The following is a 20397-nucleotide window of genomic DNA, read 5'->3' as shown; positions in this document are numbered from 1 at the left end:
AGAGCACTACAACTCGATACGCTCGACCTTGCCCACCAGCAGCACGTAGGACAAGGCACCGACCAGTGCGAGTACGGCGATATAGGTGATCGCCGGGGCGAACGAATCGCCGCTGGCGAGGAAGCCGATCACGATCGGTGTAGCAATCGCCGACAGATTGCCGATGAAGTTGAAAACGCCACCGGTCAAGCCCAGCAGTCGTGCCGGCGCCAACGTCGAGACCAGCGACCAGGTGATCGACGCCAGACCGTTGCCGAAAAATGCCAGGGCAAGGAAGGCAATAACCAGCGGCGTCGATTCAACGAAGTTGGCACCGATGATCGAGGTGGAAATCAGCAGCCCGCCAATGATCGGCAACTTGCGCGCGAAGCCCACGGTGTAGCCGCGACGGATCAGGAAGTCCGAAAAGAACCCGGAACACAACACGCCAACGAACGCGGCGAGGAACGGCAGCGACGCCAGCAAGCCGGACTTGATGAAATCCATGCCGCGATATTTCACCAGGTACGTTGGGAACCACGTGAGGAAAAACCACAGCGTCGAATTCAGGCAGAACTGGCCAAGGTAAATGCCCCACAACTTACGCTTGCTGAGGACGATCCCCAGGTCAGTCCAGCTGAATTTTGCCTTGACCTTGGCCGTTTCCGCTTGAATATCGACCAGTCCCCCACCTTCGCGAATCAGGTTGATCTCTGCCTCATTGGCGCCTTTGAAATCCCGTGGCTCGCGATACACCGCGTACCAGATCACTGCCCAGAGAATGCCGACCGCACCGGTCGCAACGAACACCATGTGCCAGCCGAATTCATGTTGCAGCCACGCCAGCACCGGGGTCAGAAACGCCAGACCGACGAACTGACCGGAGGTATAGAAACCGATCGCCGTGGCGCGCTCACGCTCGGGAAACCAGGTGGTCACCACGCGGCTGTTGATCGGGTAAGCCGGCGCTTCCAGTGCACCGACGGCCATGCGCAGCACGAACAGGGCGATGAAACTGCTGACGAAACCGAGCATCACCGTGGCCACCGACCACAGCAGCAACGCGACGCTGTAAAGGATGCGCGGCGGCACACGATCGACCAGCCAGCCGCCGGGGATCTGCATGGCCGCGTATGTCCAGCCGAAGGCAGAGAAGATCAGCCCGACGTGAACCGGATCGATGCCCAGCTCACTGGTCAGCGCCGGCGCGGCAATCGACAGGTTGCTGCGGTCGAGGTAGTTGATGACCACGGTGATAAACAGCAACACCATGATGAAAAAACGCTTTCGGCTGGGCGTGACTAAAGACGCCTGCCCGGTGAGGGTTTGCGTTTGCATGAGAGATGCCTCTTTTTATGTTTGTTGAGGTCATGACGCAGATCTCCTCTCCCTGGAGACCACAAACTGTGGGAGCGAGCCTGCTCGCGAAAGCGTCGGGTCAGTCACATAGATGGCGGATGTGACATTGCATTCGCGAGCAGGCTCGCTCCCACAGGGTGACGGCGATGTGTCAGGGACGACTCACCATTCGGCAAAGCTGCCATCGGCGTGACGCCAGATCGGGTTGCGCCAGCGATGACCGACGGCGGCGCGTTCGATCACGTATTCCTCGTTGATCTCGATACCCAGACCCGGGCCGTTCGGTATTTTCACGAAACCCTTGTCGTAGTCGAACACCTGCGGATCCTTCACGTAGTCGAGCAAATCGTTGCTCTCGTTGTAATGGATGCCGAGGCTCTGCTCTTGGATAAACGCGTTGTAACAAACCGCGTCGAGCTGCAAACACGCCGCCAGCGCGATCGGGCCCAACGGGCAATGCAGCGCCAGCGCCACGTCATAGGCTTCGGCCATGTTGGCGATCTTGCGGGTTTCGGTGATGCCGCCAGCGTGGGAGGCATCCGGCTGGATGATGTCGACGTAGCCTTCACTCAACACCCGTTTGAAATCCCAGCGCGAGAACAGCCGCTCACCAAGAGCAATCGGCGTGCTGGTCAGCGGCGCGAGTTCTTTCAGCGCTTCGTAGTTTTCGCTGAGCACTGGCTCTTCGATAAACATCAGTTTGTACGGGTCGAGTTCCTTCATCAGCACCTTGGCCATCGGCTTGTGCACACGACCATGGAAATCAACGCCAATGCCAACGTTCGGCCCGACCGCATCGCGCACGGCGGCAACGTTGGCCAGGGCCAGATCGACTTTTTCGAAGGTGTCGAGGAACTGCAATTCTTCGGTGCCGTTCATTTTCACCGCAGTGAAACCACGGCTCACCGCCTCTTTCGCCGCGCGCGCGGTGTCGGCCGGACGGTCACCGCCGATCCACGAATAAACGCGAATCTTGTCACGCACCTGACCACCGAGCAGATCGCTGACCGACACGCCGAGCGCCTTGCCCTTGATGTCCCACAACGCCTGGTCAATACCGGCCAGCGCGCTCATGTGAATCGCGCCGCCCCGGTAGAAGCCGCCGCGATAGAGCACGGTCCAGATGTCTTCGATGTTGCGTGGGTCTTTGCCGATCAGGTAGTCGGACAGTTCTTCCACGGCAGCGGCCACGGTGTGCGCGCGCCCTTCGACCACGGGCTCGCCCCAACCGGTCACACCTTCATCGGTTTCGACCTTGAGGAAGCACCAGCGCGGCGGAACGATGAAGGTGGTCAGTTTGGTGATTTTCATCTCTGCTCTCTTTTTGTAAATGCAGCTTTTATTCGGATGCAGCGCACACAGCGCCGAAAAGTCTTAACGAAGGGCTTTCCATGCGGCCACGTAGGCCTTGGCATTCACCGCCACCTGCTCCGGCGTCATGCCAGGTTTGAACAGGCCCGAGCCAAGCCCGAAACCTTTCACGCCGGCATCGATAAACACCTGCATGTTGTCCGGCGTGATGCCGCCAACCGGCGCCAGCACCGTTCCCGAGGGCAACACCGCAAGCCAGGCTTTGACGACCGCCGGGCCCATCTGCTCAGCCGGGAACAGCTTGAGAATGTCCGCGCCCTCGGCCAGTGCCGCGAAGGCTTCGGTCGGCGTGGCCACACCCGGCGACAGAAACAGCCCCGCCGCTTTCGCGGCGCGCAATACCTTGGCATCGCTGTGCGGCATGACAATCACCTGCCCGCCGGCGGCCTTCACCTGCTCGACTTGTTCGGGGGTGAGCACCGTGCCGGCACCGATCAGGCAATCGGCGGGCAAGGCGTCGCGCAGAATGCGGATACTTTCGTACGGCGACGGGGAATTGAGCGGTACTTCGATAACGCGAAATCCAGCCGCATACAGGACTTCTCCGATGGCCGCCGCTTCCTGCGGTTGCAGGCCACGCAGAATTGCGATCAGACCGTTTTGCGCCAGTGCTTGCTTGAGCATGTCAGGCCTCCAGTCAGGGTTAACGGGATAAGGAATCGATCAGTCCGGCGGCGAGCGCCAGTTGCCACAAGCCACGCTCGGTGGCCTGCTCGGCCAGCGTCACCTGCGCAAAACCACAGGCGTCGAGAGCACGGCGATAGCGCGTACACAGTTGCGCATTGCCGATGAGGACGATCGAAGGAAGAGTCGGGCTGTTACGCCGGCGGCGTTGCACAGTGGCGAGTGCGGTCAGCTCATGCCCGATCATCAGGCCGGACAGATAATCGGCCTGAGCGGTGGGGCCGAGTTCACCGGTCAGGCCAAGGGTCCGGGCGCTGAACAAGGTCGAGAGCACGCCGAGCTCGGCATCCGCCGACAGCGCAATCTGCACACCCCGGTCAAACGCTTGCGCATCGAACGTCGCGCTCGGCTGTTGGGTGCGCCCCAGAATGCTGTGCTCACTGAGCACGGCGAAGACTTCGCCGGTCATGAACGTGTCGAAATGAGTGATACGGCCATCGACCACCTCCACCCACTTCGAGTGGCTGCCGGGCAGACCGATCAGCAGGTCGTTGCCGGCCTCGGCCGCAAGACTTTGCAGGACGCCGAGCACTTGGGTCTCTTCGCCGCGCATGACGTTCGGCAGACGCGAACGCTGAATCACGCCCGGGACAATATGCACCGCCGTACCGCGCAGGCTGATAACGGTCTGCAGGGAATTGCCGAGATGGGCGACGTCCGCCGGGGTCTCGCAGTAAGCCGCTTCGCGCCAGCCCTGCGCACTGCCGACCATGCCGCAAGCGATCACCGGAAGATCCGGCTGCGCATCGAGCCAGTCACCGCAGGCCTCGTCAAAGGCCAGTTCAAACCCGTCGGCGCATTCACGACCGTGGATGATTCGCGGAGTCTTGGGCAACTGCATGATCCCGGACGACAGCGCACGCTGCTCCAGCACCACACCGTTTGCCGCGAGTTTGTAAGCACGTAGTGAGGTTGTCCCCCAATCGAGCGCGATCAATTGCGCCTGCATCGCTTCACCTGTTTTGTTTTTGGCAGTGAGTGCGATGGACTATAAACCTGGGAGAGGAGAAATCTCAATATATAAATATCGATCCCATATTATGGGAAGAAGAAAAAAAAGATCGCAGCCTTCGGCAGCTCCAACATGTGTTCAGTTATCACGTGCCGACGCTGCTAAAGACTGCGATCTTTTGGAAGGTTTACTACCCCTCGGCAAACTCCCTCAACACCTTGCCATCCATGCGGTATCTCACCCATTCCTCCTGCGGTTGTGCGCCGAGGGATTTGTAGAATTCGATCGCCGGAGTGTTCCATTCCAGCACACTCCATTCGAAGCGGCCGCAGTCGTTGGCGCAGGCGATTTTCGCCAGGTGGCGCAGCAGGGTTTTGCCGGCGCCGCCGCCGCGTTGTTCGGGGGTGATGTAGAGGTCTTCGAGGTACAGGCAATTGCTGCCGAGCCAGGTCGAGTAGCTGAAAAAGAACACGGCGAAGCCGATCGGCAAGCCGTCGCGCAGGCAGATCAGGCCATGGGCGGTGGCACCTTCGCCGAACAGGCTGCGTTCGATGTCCGCGACGCTGGCGATGACTTCGTGACGGGCCTTTTCGAAATCTGCCAGTTCGGTGATAAAGGCGAGGATTTGTGGCGCATCGCTGGGGGTCGCCGGGCGGATTTCGATCGTCATGGACGGGCCTTGTTTGCAAATTAAAGCGCCATACTAAGGCCAGCGGCGGCGCACGTCACATGGCAAGCGTTGCTTTGATGCGCGATGACCACAACATGAAAGGATACTGATGAGCCCAGATGCATTCGCTCCGCTGACAGCACTTGCTGCGCAGTTGCTGCCCAACGCGCTGGAACCCTGCGACGACGGCGCCCACGACCTTGCCCACCTGCAACGCGTCTGGCACAACGCACGTACATTGCATGAAACAGAAGGCGGCGATCTCGACGTGTTGCTTGCGGCGGTGCTGCTGCACGATTGCGTATCAATCGAAAAAAATTCGCCGCTGCGTTCGCAAGCCTCGCGTCTGGCAGCGGAAAAAGCCTCGGCAGTGCTCGCGCAAATGAACTGGCCCGGCGAAACAATCTCCAACGTCGCCCACGCCATCGAAGCCCATAGTTTTTCCGCCAATATCACCCCGCTGACGCTCGAAGCGAAAATCGTCCAGGACGCCGACCGCCTCGACTCGCTGGGCATGCTCGGCGTGGCGCGCACGTTCTACGTCGCCGGACGCATGGGGTCGGCGTTGTACGACCCGCAGGATCCCGAAGCAAAGCGACGCGAGTACGACGACACGCGTTTTTGCCTCGATCATTTCCAGACCAAACTGCTGCACCTCGCCGACGGTTTTCAGACCGCGACCGGCCAGCGCCTGGCACAGATTCGCCACCAGCGCCTGAAGGGTTTCATGGAGCAGTTCAAGGAAGAAATCGGCATCGCGTGAATCATTACTCCGGCAAACCAGGATCCTGACTTCAGCAACCTCACACCTGTCGCGCAGGCCGGGCATGTTAAACAGATGACGCTGAATTTCCCGCTCAAGGAACCGCGTCATGTCACAAGCAACACCCACAGTGTCAGGCAAGGTGTTCGGCCTGTTCTGCCTCGCCAGTTATCTGCTGTCGCTGTCCTATGGCTCGACGTTTTTGCTGTCGCTGCTGATCGGCTCTCGCGGCGGCAATGAGCACGATGCCGGCAGTGTGATTTCTGCCGCGATGCTCAGCACATTCTGCGCGGTGCTGGTGTCCGGGCATTTGTCGGATCTGTTCGGTGCGGCGCGTTCGATTGCCCTGTTTGGTCTGTTGCTGGTGGCGGCGAGTCTGGGATTCGCGATGACGCGGGAGTTTGGTCACCTTCTGTTGTTCTTTGGCTTGTTGCTGGGATTGGGTTGGGGGGTGTTTTACACCCTGGGGCCGATCATCGTCGCGAGCCTGGTGACGCCGACACAGCGGGCGAAATATTTCGCCCTGCTGTCGGGCAGCATGATGACGGGAATTGGCAGCGCCCCCTTGCTCGCACGTGCAGCCAGCGCAGCGGGCATGCCGTTGACCTCGGCATTTTATCTGGCGGCGTTGGCGAGCCTGGTTGGCGTGCTGCTGTTTTGGCAATTGGGCGCGCAACTCAAAGACTCACACACCACTTCAGCGGCAAGAATTACCTGGCAAGCGACCGCTCAAGTGCTCGGCTCGCGCGCCCTGTTTCCGATCATCATGGTCGGTCTCGGTGGTTGTATATTCGGCGGCCTGTCGAGCTTTCAGACCAGTTACGCCGCCGCCCGCTCGCTGGATTATTCGCTGTTCTTTCTGGGCTTCATGAGCGCGGCGATCAGCAGTCGGATGTTGATCGCAGGGTTTGTCGTCAAACGTGATCCGTTGTTGGCGTCGTGCCTGTTGTCGGGTGTGATGCTGGGTTCGATTGTGCTGTTCGCGTTCGGAGTGCACAGCGGATTCAGTTACCTGCTGGCAGCCGTCATGCTCGGTGTCGGTTACGGGCTGACGTATTCAGTCATCAATGGACTGGCGGCCAACGAAGCACCGCCCGGCGCAACCTCGCAGGCGCTGCTGCTGTTCAGTCTTTCGTACTTCATTGGTGTGTTTGGCTTCCCGTTGCTCGCCGGCAAAATCATTGTCGAACACGGCCTGCCGACGCTGTTGCTCGCGCTATTGGCGGTGGCCTCGGCAAACTGGCTGATCACCTTGGGTCGTCTGCTCTGGCGTCGACTGCAGTTCCAAACCGCGCCAGCGCTCGAGACCGTTCGTCGATCATCAGGCACCAACCCGCCGCCAGGGCTGACCAAAGAAAAGTAAGGATTCCAATCACTGGAGAAACCCTATGATCTCGTCAAGGTTGACCGCTTTCGTTTTCAGCGCCCTGCTTTGCCCTGCTGTCTTCGCCGCTTCCGGCACGGCGGCGGGCACCGGCCCCACCGATCCGACCCCACCCCGAGCCCCCGCCATTAACAGTGCCCCCGGCATGAATACCGATGGTTCCGGTGTGCCGCTGATCAATCAACCGCCCGCCACCGGCACCGACCCGCGCACTCAGGGCAGCGACCCGGGGCGCCAAGGTGGAATGAACACGCCTGACTCCCCTGCCGCCACCCCCGACAATGCTGGTCCCGGCACTGGCTCGAAAACCACCACCGGTGGCTCCGGTTCCGAAGGTGCCGGTCAGTAGTTCGCCGACGCGAGCGTCCTATTCACTCCCATGAAGAGGTAACCATGAACGTCGACAAAGACCTGGAAAAAGAGGTGCTTACCCGCCTGTTGCATGCGCATCCCAATGGCTTGGGCAAGGAAGTACTGGACAATTACCGAGGCGAGAAAGTCGTGGCCGACGCACTCGCGGCGCTACAGGATCGCGGACTGATCCACCATGGCCATGTGACCTGCCGCGAGGCCGGCGAGCATTCGCTTAACCTGCCGATCAAGCTCAGCGCCGCCGGGGTCGAAGCCGCGCGCAAACTCGACAGCTGAGCCATGTGACCGTGCCGGCGCTGCTGCGATCCGCCCAGCGCCGGCAGCGGAATTCACCTACCGATGCAAGGACAAATCCCATGCCTCGTGGAAGCAAAGACAAATACAACGCCGAGCAACAGCGCAAGGCTGAGCACATCGAAGACAGCTATGAGAAAAAAGGCGTGTCTAAAGATGAAGCCGAAGCGCGAGCCTGGGCGACCGTTAATAAACAATCGGGCGGCGGCGAAAAGTCGGGGGGCTCCGGACGCAGAAAACCGGCGAGCGCCAAGTCTGAAGACCGCAAGGAGTCATCGCGCCGCGCGGTGGCCAGTCGCAAGGGACAGTCGCGCAATAGCGAGGCCTCGAAGGACACCCAGACCGTTGATAGCTTGATGAAGGAAGCCCGCGCGAAGAACATTCCGGGACGGTCTTCGATGCGCAAGCACGAGTTGATCGAGGCGTTGCGCAAGGCCGGCTGAGTTCTGCGTGAAGCTTATGGCCTCTTCGCGAGCAGGCTCGCTCCCACAATGGCACCGTGTTTCACCTGTGGGAGCGAGCCTGCTCGCGAAGGTTTCGGATCAGTCGCCGCAGGACTCGCGAATAAACGCATCCACCTCAGCCGCCCCCGGCGAAGTCGCCGGCCCCCAGCGTGTTACCGCGAGCGCCGCTGCCGCATTGGCCCGGCGCGCAGCCTCGCGGGCGGGCAAGCCCTGCGCCAGCCCGGCGACGAACACTCCGGCGTGCGCGTCGCCAGCGCCATTGCTGTCCACTGCTGTCACCGCAAACCCGGGCACGTGACGGCGTTCGCCGTATTGCTCGATCCAGCAACCCTGCGGCCCGTCACGCACCACCGTCAGCACGTCCTTGGGCAGATGCTCAGCCAGGCGATCCAGCGCGATGCCAATGTCTTCAGCACCCGTAAAGCGCAAAGCTTCGACACTGTTGCTGGTCCACACATCGATAAGCGGCAGCAGCGCCTGCATCATCGGCGAGTCCGGTAGCTCCACTAACGGTCCCGGGTCGAATACCACCTGCACGCCGTCCGGCAGTGCAAATGTCCAGTCGAGCAAAGCCTGCGCCTTGCCCTCGTGCAGCAAGCTATAACCACTGAGATAAACGTAATCGCCGGCTTCGGCGGCCACGCTGTTCAGATCCTCTTCGGTCACCTCACCTTCGGCGCCGATGTAGGAAATGAAACTGCGTTCGGCCGACGCATCGGTGAGCGCCACACACAAACCGGTGTCGCGCTCGGCCGGTTCACGGATGCCGATGCAGATGCCCTCCGCCTGCATCGCCTGGCGCGCCAGATCGCCGAAACGCCCAGTGCCGTGGCGGCCGAGGTAGACCACCGGCAGGCCATTTCGTACCGCGGCGGCCATAACGTTGAAACCACCGCCCGCTTCGAAACCGGCTGATTGCGCCAACACATCACCGCCAATCTGCGGCAATTTATCCACGGCCATGACCAGGTCGATGATGACCTGGCCGGTGTGCAGCATCTTAGGCATGAGCAGTCTCGGGTTGCGCGGCGCGGCGATCTTTCGACCCGCCGAGTACAAGGTAAATGCCACCGGCGACCACGAAGGTCACGATCCAGCCGAGGCCGTTGTGCCCCAGCCACGAGTCGGACAGAAAGCCTTTGAACCAGACGTTCTCTGCGGTGGTGCCGATGGTGGTGAAGCTGAAGCCCAGCACGATGGCAATCGCCCAGGCGCCGAACGCGCGCCATTCGATGCCGCCGCGATACCAATAGGCACTGCTCGGGCTGACGTCGAGCAGGTCTGTGGGGCTGTAGTAATGACGGTGCATCAGATCGACCACGAAGATCCCGACCCAGGCGGTGATCGGCACGGCCAGCAGGGAAATGAACGTGATGAACGGGCCGTAGAAGCTGTCGGCGATCAGCATGAAATAGATCGAGCCGGCGAAGATCGCAACGATGTCCACCACCACTGCGTAGACGCGTTTGACCTTGAGGCCCAGGGTCAGCGTGGTCAAACCGGCGGAATACACCGACAGGTTGTTCGACAGCAGCAAGCCGCCGAATGCGGTGATCAGGTACGGCACGGCCATCCAGGTCGGCAGCATGTCGCGGATCGCCACGATCGGGTCGGTCGCTGACGCCAGGTCGTTGTTGCCCACCGAGAGCAAGCCGCCGAGGGTGATCAGCAGCACCAGCGGAATGCCCGCGCCGAACGCCGCCGATGCAACCAGACGCACAGCCTTGACGCTGCGATGTTGATAGCGCGACATGTCGGCGCCGGCGTTGGCCCAGCCGATCCCGGTGCCGGCGGCCATCGTGCCGATGCCGATGATCATCGCGCTCACTGGCGCTGGCGTGGCGTTGAATACCGCGCTCCAGTCGATGGTCGCGCAAAGGAAACCGCCGACCAGAATGTTCAGCGCACCGAACACGTACGTCGCCCACTTCTGGATCACCAGCAAGGTCGCGTGACCGAGACCGGACACCGCCAGCGTCAGCAGCACGAAGATTGCGATGAACATCAGCGTCAGCACCGGCGCGCTTTTCGCCTCCACTGGCGAGCCGAACAGGATCGAGCACAGCGACAGCAACACGAATGCCGCCGTGGTGGTGTTGACGGTTTCCCAACCCAGCCGCGACATCAGCGAGACCAGCGTCGGGCCGATGTTGCCGCGAACGCCGAAGATCGCGCGAGACAGCGTCAGGCTCGGCGCGCGACCACGGCGGCCGGCAATCGAAATGATCCCGACCACCGCAAACGAACCGGCGGCACCGAGGATGGCGACGATGATTGCCTGCCAGATCGCCAACCCGCGAAAGGCCACAAGGGTCGCGCCCAGCGGCAGGCCGAGAATCGAAATATTGGCGGCGAACCAGACCCAGAAAAGCTGCAGCGGATGCCCGTTGCACTCAGCCTCGGGCACTGGCTCGATACCACGGGTTTCCAGTTGCCCGACGCTTTGCCCGGCGGTTGTTGAACTCATGAACGTGCTCCTGTTTGCCTTTTTTGTGGTTGTGGCAATGATGCAAAACGACAAGACAACCGGCCTTCCGAGGCCTGTCTGTGCGATCCATTGCTTTGTGAATTCTTTAGAAATGCGCCCCCCTTTCTCGAGCAGGCTCGCTCCCACAATCGGAATGCATTTCTTTGTGGGAGCGAGCCTGCTCGCGAAGAGGCCAGCCAGTCAACGCAAGGCCAACAGCCCCTGCACCAAAGGCTCAAGCTGCAGTTGATTAACAGCTTTCACCGTCTCGACCATTGGCACAGGCCAACACTCAAGCCCCAGGCAAGCGCCGAGCATCGCGCCCAGAATCGCCGCGATGGTATCCGTGTCGCCCCCTAGACTTGCCGCCATGCACAGCGCTTCGAATGCGCTCATTTCACCAATCGCTACCTGCTGCGCGAGAGCAAACGAGACCACCACCGATTCCTGCGACGCCACCGAAGTACCGATCACGTCATAGAGCACATCCGCCAGCAGCGCCTTGTCGCTGTCGACGCTGATGCTGCGCGCCCAACTGATGCGTGAGGCCATGCGCCCACCGGCCACCCAATGCCCGTGGGCCTCGGCTTGAAGTGCAATCTGCTGGCCGAGGTTCAGCGCCTCGCCCAGATCAACGCCGTTGATGCCCGCGGACACCACCGCCGCCACCGCCGCCGCGCTGGAAATCCCCAGCGTGGTGTTGTGCGTCACCTGACAGGCCTGCACCACTGCCGCGATAAAGCGTTCGGCATCGACGACATTCGCGGCGATCCCTACCGGCGCGATGCGCATCGCCGCGCCGTTGGTGGTGCCATAGCGCCCGGCTTCTTCGGGCGAGTGCCCGGCGAGGATCATTTCAATGGCGCGTTTGGTCGAGGGGCCAAGCAAGTCCTGCGAGCCCTTGGCCTGCATCTGGGCTTCCCATTCGATCAAACGCTGAGCGAGGATCGCCGGTTCGATCTGGCCCTTGCCCTCAACCAGCAATTGGCCGACCAGAATCGCCTGTTCGGTATCGTCGGTGATCGAGCCCTTGGGCATGTTCGCCGCGATCGGTTGCAGCGGGCCGGCGTCCTGCAGGTCGGTGATTTTGCCAAAACGGGCCTTGATCGTCTGGCGATCGAGCGACTGCGTCGGCATGCCCAGCGCATCACCCAGCGCCAGACCATAGAAAGCGCCAAGTGCACGGTTGAGCGCGGTCATTTCGATTCTCCAAATTGCAGGTGCAAACGAAAGTGCACCGGGTCGAGCAAACTTTCGACCTGTTCCATGAAGCGATTCTGCCGGTCGTAGGTTGTGCGCAGGGCTTTGAGAAACACCGTGCCGGCCGGGCGACCGAGCAGTTCGGCGTCTTCGGCATTCAGCGGTTCGGCACCGATCCATTGATCGCCGCGCTCGCCGATGTAGCCGTAGGCGGCCAGGGTAATGGACAGGGAGTTGTCGATCAGACCGACGCGCGGCAGGCTTTCCAGACCGCCGCTGGCCGGCATCAATGCACGTTCGAGTGATACCAGCGTCCCGTCGGTGGCGCGTCGGCGACGGTCGAGGGTGATGAATTGATCGGTGCCGAAACGCACCAGCAAATCGGGCCGAGTCACGGCTTCCAGACGCAACACTTCGGTATTGATCAGCGCCCCGCTGTCGGCCAGCGCCTGCGCCCAGCCGTTACGCTGATCGAGGGCGACGCCGTCGAAGGTGACGATGGAACCGACTCCACTTTGCGTGGCGATGTAATTACGCCGCTTCAGTTCGGCCAGCGCTTCACGCAGCGTGCCACGGCTGACCTGGAATTCTTGAGCCAACTGATGCTCGCCGGGCAATAAAAAGCCGTCCTCCATGAGGCCGCTCTCGATGCGCCGGACGAGCTCGTCGACCACCCTTTGTTTCTTGTCGAATCGTACCTGTCTAATCATGTACAAATTGATAACCGAAACGGCAGGCGGCGGGCAAGGATTATTTGGGGGTTCGGACAGAAGGCCGGAAAGATCAAAAGCACCCTCACCCTAGCCCTCTCCCAGAGGGAGAGGGAACTGAATGGGGGATGCTCAGGAAATTGATCGACCTGAAGATGCTTTGCCGAATCCACAATCGACCCAGTCCTCCAGGACGATCGAGAACGCAAGACACCTCGGTCTGCTCCCTCTCCCTTTGGGAGAGGGCTGGGGTGAGGGGCTTTTGATTCAGCGTTGTTTCAGGCGGTCGATGACGACTGCCAGCAACAAAATCGAACCCCGAATCACGTACTGATAAAAGGTATCAATGTTCTTCAGGTTCATCGCGTTCTCGATGATCGCCAGAATCAGCACACCGGCAATCACGTGCCGGATCATGCCAATCCCGCCACTCAGCGATACGCCGCCCAATACGCAGGCAGAAATCACCGTCAGCTCGAAACCCTGGCCAATCATCGGCTGCCCGGAGGTCATGCGCGATGCCAGAATCACCCCGGCCAGTGCGCCGATCACACCGTGCACGGCGAAGATGATGATTTTGGTTCGGTCAACGTTCACACCTGCCAGCAGCGCCGCTTCCTGGTTGCCGCCGATGGCCATGGTGTTGCGCCCGTAAGTGGTGTAATTCAGCAGCCAGCCGAAAAACAGGAAGCAGACAATCGTGATCAGGATGGGCACCGGCACACCAAAAAGCTGGCCGTTGCCGAACACGAAGAACGATTCCTGCGACACGCCGACCGCTTTGCCGTTGGCAAAAATGTACGCCAGACCGCGAACGATCTGCATGGTCGCCAGCGTGGTGATCAACGCATTGACACGCAGTTTGGCAATCACAATGCCGTTGATCAGCCCGACAATCAGGCCCATCACCAACGCTGCGCTGACGCCAAGGAACACGCTGTCGGTGTCACGCATTACTACGGCTGCGACCACGCCGGCACAGGCGATCACCGAGCCGACCGAAAGGTCGAAGTGCCCGGACGCCAGGCAATACAACATGGTGCAGGCGGCGATGCCGGTGGTGGAAATCGCCAGCCCGAGGCCACGCATGTTCAGCGGCGAGAGGAAGTTGTCGATCAGCAGCGTACAGGCCACGAAGATGCCGACCGCCGCCAGCAACATGACCCAGTCATCAAGGAAGCGACGCATATCCAGCGGTTTGCGCTCGGTCGGCAGGGTTTCGTTTTGGGTTGTCATCATAGTTACCTCTCAGTTCGCCACGCCGTCAGCGCGGTGGCGTGGCAAAGCCAGTTGCAGCAGGTTGGATTCATTGGCCTGGTCGCGGCTGACTTCGCCGCGCAGGGCGCCTTCGCACAGCACCAGGATGCGATCGGAAATACCCATCACTTCCATCAGGTCGCTGGACACCACGATCACCGAAATGCCGTCAGCGGCCAGGTTATGGATGATCTGGTAGATCTCGGCCTTGGCGCCGATGTCGATGCCACGGGTCGGTTCGTCGAGCAGCAGCACCTTCATCGGCATCGACAGCCAGCGGCCGAGAATGGCCTTCTGCTGGTTGCCGCCGGAAAGGAATTTGATCTGCTGCCCGGCGTGCGGGGTTTTCACTTTCAGCGCCTTGATCTGCTTCTCGGCGTTGCCCTTTTCCCACAGACCGCGAATCAGGCAGCCGAGGCCGGAATGCGCACCGCGAGCACTGATGTTGATGTTCTCGGCAACGCTGGCGAGCGGGATGATGCCTTCCTTCTTGCGGTCTTCCGGGCACAGCAGAATGCCGGCGGCGATGGCGTCACGCGGCGAACGCAGTTTCAATTCATGCCCACGTAGCTCGAGACGGCCGGCGGTGTTGCGCTCAAGACCACTGAGCAGGCGAAACAGCTCGGTGCGCCCAGCCCCGACCAGCCCGAACAGGCCAAGGATCTCGCCCTTGTGCGCTTCGAAACTGATCGGCTCGCGCAGGCCGGGGCCGAGCAAGCCGTCGACCTTCAACGCCACGGCGCCGCGTGGACGATGGCGGTAATCGTAGATGTCCTGAATGTCGCGACCGACCATGCAGGTCACCAGTTGATCATGGGTCAACTGGCTCATGTCCTCGAACGTGCGCACGTAGCGACCATCCTTGAACACGGTCACGGCGTCGCAGATGCGGAACACTTCTTCCATGCGATGGGAAACGTAGAGCACCACTTTCCCCTCGTCGCGCAAGCGGCTGATGATCGCCATCAACCGGTCGATTTCGCGCGCCGACAAACTGCTGGTCGGTTCGTCGAAGGCGATGACATGGGCGCCGCGCGACAGGGCTTTGGCGATTTCCACGAGTTGCCGCTGGCCCAGCGACAGCCGCCCGACCTTGGTCTGCGGATCGATTTCGTCGGCCAGGCCTTTGAGGCAATTCAAGGCTTTGTGACGCAGTTCACTGCGATTGATCAAACCGAAACTGGCCGGCAAATGCCCAAGGAACAGGTTCTCGGCCACGGTCATTTCCGGCACCAGATGCAGTTCCTGGTGAATCACCGCCACGCCACTGCCGATGCTGTCGGCGGTGGACTTGAAAGCCATCGTCTGTTCGCCGATCTGCAGTTCGCCGCTGCTCGGGATGTAGGCACCACCGAGAATTTTCAGCAGGGTCGACTTACCCGCGCCGTTCTCACCCATCAAGGCATGAACCTGGCCGGGATGGGCAACGAAGCTGATGCCGTCGAGCGCTTTTACGCCGGGAAAGGTCTTGCCGATCCCGTTAAAGCGCAGGCTGCCCCGAGTGCTGTGTTGTGTTTGTGTCTGTAGTTGCGCGTGCATAAAGCCACCTCTTCACACCGAAAAACGGCCCGGCTGCCCGGGCCGTCGCTGCCTCAGTTCCACAAGCCGATTTTTTCCAGCTCTTGCTTGAAGTTTTCGCGGGTGATCAGGGTGACGTCGTCCATGGCGGTGTATTTCGGCGGCTCTTTGCCGGTGGTGATCCACTCGTACATCATCTCGGCGGTTTTGTAGCCTTCGATGTGCGGGCTAGGCAGCATCGAACCGAAGAAACCGCTATTAGGCTTTTTCAGCTCGCCGATGGCGTCGGTGCCATTGATGCCGATGCCGATCACATTGGCCGCCTTGAACCCGGCCGCTTCGGTGGCGCGCACGCCGCCGAGCACGGTGTTGTCGTTCATGCCGCCGATGATCAGGTTTTTCGCGGCGCCTGGCAGTTTCACCAGCGCCGAGTTGGTAGCGTCCATGCTGCCCGGTACGTCGAGGGTTTTCAGCGCGGCGAAGAGGATATGGTCTTCCGGCATCCCGGCCTTCTTCAGGGCATCAACCGAACCGTCGGTGCGCTTCTTGCCGGTGTCGAGTTCGTTGTAGGTGTTGACCACCGCGTAAGTGTCTTTCCAGTCCCAGTTACGCTTTTTCGCTTCGGCGGCCATCGCCGCGCCCTGCTTCTGTCCGACTTCGAACGCGGCCATGCCCAGGTACGGCACGTCTTCCATGAACTTGCCGCTGGCGTCGACAAAACGGTCGTCCACGGCAATCACTTTAAGGTCATTGAGTTTGGCTTTGGCCATGATGGCCGGGCCGAGGGACACGTCAGGCGGGCAGATCACGAAGCCCTTGGCGCCGTTCGCGGCGAGGCTGTCGATGGCCGAGAGGGTTTTCTCTCCATCCGGCACGGCGATCTTGATCAGTTCAAAGCCTCTGTCCTTGGCAGCTTTCTCGGCAAAAGCCCATTCGGTCTGGAACCAGGGCTCTTCGGCCTGTTTGACCAGAAAACCGATCTTCACCGCGTCGGCGGCGAGCAGCGCACTGCTCAGGCTGAACGCAGTAACCGCCAGGGCAGTGCTGCACAGGGTGCGAATCCCGAAACGACGTTTCATCAGATGACTCCTTGTTATTTTTTTTGAGCAAGGTTTGAAAAGCGTGTGTGGCGAGGGAGCTTGCTCCCGCTCGGCTGCGCAGCAGTCGTAAATCCGGCGTTTGCGGTGTTACTGAAAGACTGCATTCGCCGAGTTGGGGCTGCTTCGCAGCCCAGCGGGAGCAAGCTCCCTCGCCACCGGTTGAGTGGCATAACAAACATTTCGGTCAAGCTGGTTAAAATAGTCATATCGTATGATGATTGGATTTCAAGCGTAGTTCAGCGCGTAAAATCCGTTTTATTCAGTCGTGGTACATCACCGAGCGACCACCATCAATGGTGATGCACGAGGCGTTGATAAAGGGCGCTTCATCGCTGGCCAGGAATACGACTGTCATCGCCACCTCGATCGGCTGTCCAATGCGTTTGGGCGGGTGCAGGTCGAAGGCGCGCTGACGTTCAGCGTGCGGGTCGGCAAAGCCGTTCCAGTAATCGACGTTCAGTTGCGTTTCGATGTAGCCCGGCGCGATAGCGTTGACGCGTATGCCCTTCGCGGCGTATTCGATGCCAAGGGCTCGGGTCAGTCCGAGCAGGCCGTGCTTTGCCACCGGGTAGGGGAAACAGCCGGGAATGATGTGGCTGGAATGGGTCGAGGCGATGTTGATGATGCTGCCAACGCCCTGCTCGATCATTTGCGGCAGCACGGCTTTGCAGCCGTACCAGGCGCCATCCAGATCGATGGCGAAGCAGCGGCGCCAGTCTTCTTCAGTCATTAGCAGCGGATCGCGGAATACATTGACGCCGGCGCAGTTAACCAGCACATCGATGCGGCCATGCAACTCCACGGCGCGTCTGGCCATGGCCTGCAAATCCTGCTGGCACGAGACGTCGGCTTTGAGCGCCTGCACGTCATGGCCTCGCTCGCGCCAATGGGCGGCAACCTGTTCGACCTTGTCGGCCTGGATATCACTGATAAGCAGTTTTGCCTGTTGCGAAGCGAAGGCGGCGACGATGGCTTCGCCGATCCCCTGGGCAGCACCGGTCAGCAGCACGACCTTGTTTTTCAGGCGCTCGCCCTTTGGCGGTTCCGGCACGGGAGGCAGCGTCAATGCTTCAGCCATGCTCAGGCCCCCTGCTCGCACGCGCAAAAAAACCGGGCACCCGTCGATGTCCGGTTTTGCAGGCGGGGAGAATGAAACAGGCAGGCGTCGCTGACGGCGATGTGCCGTTGCGATACGCGGATCCCGCTTGCGCGGGCGACAAGGATTCGCTGCATCACTTCACCTGTTTTGTTCTTTTAAGTGTGAGTGCGTATTACCGATGGAGCCGACTATAAACCCGACCGCCAAATAATCTCAATATATAATTTTGCATCCCATATTTTGGGATTCAACCAGCAAAGCGCGTACAGAATTTTCCTGCAACGTCCACACGCATCGACAGCACGGCTCCGTCCAGTGGATGGTCGTGCGGGCTTTTCGCACTGGTGATGTATAGGGTTTTCAGGTCTTCGCCACCGAAGACGCAACTGGTCGGACGGCTGACCGGCAGATCAATCCTGCGATCAACCTTGCCGTCGGGCGTCAGGCGCAACAGGCAGCTGCCGTCCCAGCGGGCATTCCACACGTAGCCTTCGGCGTCCATGGCCGAACCATCCGGTCCGCCCTGCCCGTCCGGGCCGTACCAGACCTGCGGAACGTCAAGATGGCCGTCGGTGTGAATGAAATAGCGATGCAGCGTACTGTCGAGACTGTCGCCAAACAGCAGCGTCGTGGCGTCGTCGCTCCACAGAAGCGTATTGGGAATCCCAAGGTTGAGCAGCAGCGGCGTGACGCGCTGATCCGGATCGATGCGGAACAGGCCACCGGAGCGGCGCACTATCGGCAGATCCTCGCCCGCCTCGCCAATATTGTTTTGCATGGTGCCGAGCCACAACCTGCCCTGGGCATCACAACGGGCTTCGTTGGGACGGTTGCCCGGTTGCGGGTCGGCGACACAGAACAGGGTCAGCCGTGGTTCGAGGCCGGGGGAATCGAGATCCAGCCGATAGACGCCGCTGCTCAGCGTGACCAGTGCATCGCCGCTCACGCAGGGAATAAAAGCGGAAATATGTTCAGGCATCTGCCAGATCTGCACGTTCTGGCCGATCAGGCGCAGCGCTTGTTTGCCGGCGATATCAACCCAGTACAACGCCTGGGTCGGCGCGTCCCAGAACGGGCCTTCGCCGAGTTGCGCGCGGTGTTCGGTCAGGGCGGTGCAGGTCATCTGGAATCCTTCATGTTCTTGTTTTCAATGTGGGAGCGAGCCTGCTCGCGAAAGCGTCGTGTCAGTCGATGCATGAGTTGCCTGATACACCGCCTTCGCGGGCAGGCTCGCTCCCACAGCGGATTTTCGGTATTAGCTGGCTTTTCTGCCGGCCATGACTTTCGGGTAAAACCGTTTGATCGCCAGATCGGCGTTGTCGATCAGGGTCATGCAGGCCCACACACCGCGCGTCGAATCGCGAGCGGCGATGGCGTCGGCCATGTCTTTATGGATCGGCAAGGTGCGGCGCAGTTCATCGGGGTCGGCGGCTGAGACCTCGAATGACACTGCGAGCAAAGCGCCAAGGGCCGGGACCATTTGTTCGATGAATTGGTTATGGCTGGCGGCAAGTATGCATTCATGAAACGCCTGGTCGGCACGGTTGTAATCGATGCCGCTGTCGACGGCGCGTTCAAGGGCGTTGAATGCCAGCTGCACGGCTTCGATCTGCTCCGGCGTTGCACGTTCGCAAGCCCAGCGCACCGCCATCGGTTCGATGGTGCGGCGCAAGTCCAGCAAGTCATCGACAAAGTTTTCCGGCAAACCGTTGCGTGACAACCAACCGACGACTTGCGGATCGAAAAGATTCCAGCGCCGCACCGGCAATACGCGGGTGCCGACTTTTGGCCCGACTTCGAGCATGCCTTTGGCGACGAGAGTTTTAATGGCTTCACGAATAACAGTGCGGCTCACGCCGAGCTGCTCGCCCAGATCCGCCTCTACCTTGATGGTCTGCCCAGGCTTGACCTGGCCGGCGGCAATCCAGCTGCCCAGCCAGTCAACGGTTGACGCATGGAAGCTGCTGGACATGGACACCTCAGGGCGAATCGCGATGGGTGACTACGCTAATCATCATACGAATGACAGTCAACGAGATTTTTTCAGACAGTGAGCAAACCAATGTGGGAGCGAGCCTGCTCGCGAAAGCGTCGTGTCAGTCAACCTGATGGCGACTGAACTGACGCATTCGCGAGCAGGCTCGCTCCCACAGTTTGGATTTGTGTCAGGACTCAACGCGGGTCAGGGTTCCAGGCCGATGCGAAAGAATTCGCCGCCGCTCCACACGCCCAGCCAGCGCTGACCATCAATCTCGCGGCTCACCGCCAATTCCACCAACTGATAGAACACATTACGGTGGATCAGCGCTTCAAGATTGGTCCGCACATGCACATAAGGCGCAGGCTCTTGGGTCGCCGGATCGGTCTCGACGCGGATAGGATGCTCACCCCCCGCTTCAGTGGTTTCGTCGACGTTGGTGGTAAAGCGCAGAACCTGCGCCTCGCCCTCGCCTTCCACGTCCACGGCAATCGCCACGAACGGCGCGTCATCGACTTTGATCCCGACCTTCTCGACCGGCGTGATCAGGAAATAATCATCGCCATCGCGGCGGATGATCGTGGAGAACAGTTTGACCATCGGCTTGCGCCCGATCGGCGTGCCCTGGTAATACCAGGTGCCATCGCGGGCGATGCGCATGTCGATGTGGCCGCAGAAGTCGGGATTCCACAAATGCACCGGTGGCAGGCCTTTGGTCTTGGGGATCTGCCCCAACAGGTCATTGGCTTTTTGCGGCTCACTCATGGCGTACTCCT

21 protein-coding genes are annotated in these 20397 nt (G+C 60.5%); 5 read left to right on the top strand and 16 right to left on the bottom strand.

Annotated elements, in window-relative coordinates:
• Positions 1-6 precede the first annotated feature (6 nt).
• From HU727_RS08920 to HU727_RS08900, 5 genes are all read right to left on the bottom strand, one after another.
• Positions 7-1317 (bottom strand): MFS transporter, encoded by a 1311-nt coding sequence (locus tag HU727_RS08920; RefSeq protein ID WP_186529487.1) that lies wholly within the window; start codon positions 1315-1317, stop codon positions 7-9.
• Positions 1318-1500: 183 nt separating this feature from the next.
• Entirely contained in the window at positions 1501-2649 is a 1149-nt protein-coding gene (gene dgoD / locus HU727_RS08915) for a galactonate dehydratase (RefSeq protein WP_186529489.1), read from the bottom strand.
• Positions 2650-2712: 63 nt separating this feature from the next.
• Positions 2713-3333: a 2-dehydro-3-deoxy-6-phosphogalactonate aldolase gene (locus HU727_RS08910; protein WP_186529498.1), complete on the bottom strand. Its 621-nt coding sequence runs from the start codon at positions 3331-3333 to the stop codon at positions 2713-2715.
• A 19-nt stretch (positions 3334-3352) separates the two neighbouring features.
• A complete protein-coding gene (locus HU727_RS08905; RefSeq protein ID WP_186529500.1) occupies positions 3353-4342 on the bottom strand; it encodes a 2-dehydro-3-deoxygalactonokinase in 990 nt (329 codons plus the stop codon).
• A 193-nt stretch (positions 4343-4535) separates the two neighbouring features.
• Entirely contained in the window at positions 4536-5015 is a 480-nt protein-coding gene (locus HU727_RS08900) for a GNAT family N-acetyltransferase (protein WP_041479417.1), read from the bottom strand.
• A gap of 109 nt (positions 5016-5124) precedes the next feature.
• On the opposite strand from HU727_RS08900, the gene HU727_RS08895 reads away from it, so the two are divergent.
• The 5 genes from HU727_RS08895 to HU727_RS08875 all read left to right on the top strand — a co-directional run bounded on the left by HU727_RS08895 (position 5125) and on the right by HU727_RS08875 (position 8271).
• Entirely contained in the window at positions 5125-5778 is a 654-nt protein-coding gene (locus HU727_RS08895; RefSeq protein WP_186529502.1) for an HD domain-containing protein, read from the top strand.
• A gap of 109 nt (positions 5779-5887) precedes the next feature.
• Positions 5888-7141, top strand: coding sequence for an MFS transporter (locus tag HU727_RS08890; RefSeq protein WP_186529504.1), 1254 nt, complete (start codon positions 5888-5890; stop codon positions 7139-7141).
• Positions 7142-7166: 25 nt separating this feature from the next.
• Entirely contained in the window at positions 7167-7511 is a 345-nt protein-coding gene (locus tag HU727_RS08885) for a hypothetical protein (RefSeq protein WP_186529506.1), read from the top strand.
• A 44-nt stretch (positions 7512-7555) separates the two neighbouring features.
• On the top strand, positions 7556-7810 hold the full coding sequence (locus HU727_RS08880; protein ID WP_186529508.1) for a hypothetical protein: 255 nt from the start codon (positions 7556-7558) through the stop codon (positions 7808-7810).
• Between the two features lie 80 nt (positions 7811-7890).
• Positions 7891-8271 carry a Rho termination factor N-terminal domain-containing protein gene (locus tag HU727_RS08875; protein ID WP_186529510.1) on the top strand — a complete coding sequence of 127 codons (381 nt, stop codon included), beginning with the start codon at positions 7891-7893 and terminating at the stop codon, positions 8269-8271.
• 99 nt (positions 8272-8370) lie between these two features.
• Here HU727_RS08875 and HU727_RS08870 read toward each other — a convergent pair whose 3' ends face one another.
• From HU727_RS08870 to HU727_RS08820, 11 genes are all read right to left on the bottom strand, one after another.
• Positions 8371-9300 carry a PfkB family carbohydrate kinase gene (locus tag HU727_RS08870; RefSeq protein ID WP_186529512.1) on the bottom strand — a complete coding sequence of 310 codons (930 nt, stop codon included), beginning with the start codon at positions 9298-9300 and terminating at the stop codon, positions 8371-8373.
• Entirely contained in the window at positions 9293-10759 is a 1467-nt protein-coding gene (locus HU727_RS08865) for a purine-cytosine permease family protein (protein ID WP_186529521.1), read from the bottom strand. The genes HU727_RS08870 and HU727_RS08865 overlap by 8 nt, the downstream gene beginning before the upstream one ends.
• A 201-nt stretch (positions 10760-10960) precedes the next feature.
• Positions 10961-11959 carry an ADP-ribosylglycohydrolase family protein gene (locus tag HU727_RS08860; RefSeq protein ID WP_186529529.1) on the bottom strand — a complete coding sequence of 333 codons (999 nt, stop codon included), beginning with the start codon at positions 11957-11959 and terminating at the stop codon, positions 10961-10963.
• Positions 11956-12669, bottom strand: coding sequence for a GntR family transcriptional regulator (locus HU727_RS08855; protein ID WP_186529531.1), 714 nt, complete (start codon positions 12667-12669; stop codon positions 11956-11958). The genes HU727_RS08860 and HU727_RS08855 overlap by 4 nt, the downstream gene beginning before the upstream one ends.
• Positions 12670-12936: 267 nt before the next feature.
• The gene (gene araH, locus HU727_RS08850; RefSeq protein ID WP_186529533.1) at positions 12937-13905 is read right to left on the bottom strand and encodes an L-arabinose ABC transporter permease AraH; all 969 of its coding nucleotides are present in this window, start codon (positions 13903-13905) and stop codon (positions 12937-12939) included.
• A 12-nt stretch (positions 13906-13917) separates the two neighbouring features.
• Positions 13918-15465: an L-arabinose ABC transporter ATP-binding protein AraG gene (gene araG / locus HU727_RS08845; protein WP_186529535.1), complete on the bottom strand. Its 1548-nt coding sequence runs from the start codon at positions 15463-15465 to the stop codon at positions 13918-13920.
• A gap of 53 nt (positions 15466-15518) precedes the next feature.
• Positions 15519-16523, bottom strand: a complete 1005-nt coding sequence (locus HU727_RS08840; RefSeq protein WP_186529536.1) for a substrate-binding domain-containing protein — start codon at positions 16521-16523, stop codon at positions 15519-15521.
• Positions 16524-16803: 280 nt separating this feature from the next.
• Positions 16804-17622 (bottom strand): SDR family oxidoreductase, encoded by an 819-nt coding sequence (locus tag HU727_RS08835; RefSeq protein ID WP_186529538.1) that lies wholly within the window; start codon positions 17620-17622, stop codon positions 16804-16806.
• Between the two features lie 268 nt (positions 17623-17890).
• Positions 17891-18766 (bottom strand): SMP-30/gluconolactonase/LRE family protein, encoded by an 876-nt coding sequence (locus HU727_RS08830; RefSeq protein ID WP_186529540.1) that lies wholly within the window; start codon positions 18764-18766, stop codon positions 17891-17893.
• A gap of 132 nt (positions 18767-18898) precedes the next feature.
• On the bottom strand, positions 18899-19615 hold the full coding sequence (locus HU727_RS08825) for a FadR/GntR family transcriptional regulator (protein ID WP_101156423.1): 717 nt from the start codon (positions 19613-19615) through the stop codon (positions 18899-18901).
• A gap of 210 nt (positions 19616-19825) precedes the next feature.
• Positions 19826-20386, bottom strand: coding sequence for a DUF1285 domain-containing protein (locus HU727_RS08820; protein WP_186529551.1), 561 nt, complete (start codon positions 20384-20386; stop codon positions 19826-19828).
• Positions 20387-20397: the final 11 nt, after the last annotated feature.

The sequence above is a fragment of the Pseudomonas khorasanensis genome (genome assembly GCF_014268505.2).
GTDB classification, from domain to species: Bacteria; Pseudomonadota; Gammaproteobacteria; order Pseudomonadales; family Pseudomonadaceae; genus Aquipseudomonas; species Aquipseudomonas khorasanensis.
Note: the sequence above shows the minus strand (reverse complement) of the source record. Positions and strands in the feature narration are given on the sequence as shown.

Excerpts from the sequence above, each read along its gene's own strand:
- HU727_RS08905 (WP_186529500.1), bottom strand. The coding sequence starts at position 4,342 with ATGCAGGCGCAATTGATCGCGCTCGATTGGGGGACAACCTCACTACGT.
- HU727_RS08895 (WP_186529502.1), top strand. The coding sequence starts at position 5,125 with ATGAGCCCAGATGCATTCGCTCCGCTGACAGCACTTGCTGCGCAGTTG.
- HU727_RS08840 (WP_186529536.1), bottom strand. The coding sequence starts at position 16,523 with ATGAAACGTCGTTTCGGGATTCGCACCCTGTGCAGCACTGCCCTGGCG.
- araG (WP_186529535.1), bottom strand. The coding sequence starts at position 15,465 with ATGCACGCGCAACTACAGACACAAACACAACACAGCACTCGGGGCAGC.
- HU727_RS08825 (WP_101156423.1), bottom strand. The coding sequence starts at position 19,615 with ATGTCCAGCAGCTTCCATGCGTCAACCGTTGACTGGCTGGGCAGCTGG.
- HU727_RS08830 (WP_186529540.1), bottom strand. The coding sequence starts at position 18,766 with ATGACCTGCACCGCCCTGACCGAACACCGCGCGCAACTCGGCGAAGGC.
- HU727_RS08875 (WP_186529510.1), top strand. The coding sequence starts at position 7,891 with ATGCCTCGTGGAAGCAAAGACAAATACAACGCCGAGCAACAGCGCAAG.
- HU727_RS08890 (WP_186529504.1), top strand. The coding sequence starts at position 5,888 with ATGTCACAAGCAACACCCACAGTGTCAGGCAAGGTGTTCGGCCTGTTC.
- HU727_RS08865 (WP_186529521.1), bottom strand. The coding sequence starts at position 10,759 with ATGAGTTCAACAACCGCCGGGCAAAGCGTCGGGCAACTGGAAACCCGT.
- HU727_RS08920 (WP_186529487.1), bottom strand. The coding sequence starts at position 1,317 with ATGCAAACGCAAACCCTCACCGGGCAGGCGTCTTTAGTCACGCCCAGC.
- HU727_RS08910 (WP_186529498.1), bottom strand. The coding sequence starts at position 3,333 with ATGCTCAAGCAAGCACTGGCGCAAAACGGTCTGATCGCAATTCTGCGT.
- HU727_RS08900 (WP_041479417.1), bottom strand. The coding sequence starts at position 5,015 with ATGACGATCGAAATCCGCCCGGCGACCCCCAGCGATGCGCCACAAATC.
- dgoD (WP_186529489.1), bottom strand. The coding sequence starts at position 2,649 with ATGAAAATCACCAAACTGACCACCTTCATCGTTCCGCCGCGCTGGTGC.
- HU727_RS08855 (WP_186529531.1), bottom strand. The coding sequence starts at position 12,669 with ATGATTAGACAGGTACGATTCGACAAGAAACAAAGGGTGGTCGACGAG.
- HU727_RS08820 (WP_186529551.1), bottom strand. The coding sequence starts at position 20,386 with ATGAGTGAGCCGCAAAAAGCCAATGACCTGTTGGGGCAGATCCCCAAG.
- HU727_RS08885 (WP_186529506.1), top strand. The coding sequence starts at position 7,167 with ATGATCTCGTCAAGGTTGACCGCTTTCGTTTTCAGCGCCCTGCTTTGC.
- HU727_RS08870 (WP_186529512.1), bottom strand. The coding sequence starts at position 9,300 with ATGCCTAAGATGCTGCACACCGGCCAGGTCATCATCGACCTGGTCATG.
- HU727_RS08835 (WP_186529538.1), bottom strand. The coding sequence starts at position 17,622 with ATGGCTGAAGCATTGACGCTGCCTCCCGTGCCGGAACCGCCAAAGGGC.
- araH (WP_186529533.1), bottom strand. The coding sequence starts at position 13,905 with ATGACAACCCAAAACGAAACCCTGCCGACCGAGCGCAAACCGCTGGAT.
- HU727_RS08860 (WP_186529529.1), bottom strand. The coding sequence starts at position 11,959 with ATGACCGCGCTCAACCGTGCACTTGGCGCTTTCTATGGTCTGGCGCTG.
- HU727_RS08880 (WP_186529508.1), top strand. The coding sequence starts at position 7,556 with ATGAACGTCGACAAAGACCTGGAAAAAGAGGTGCTTACCCGCCTGTTG.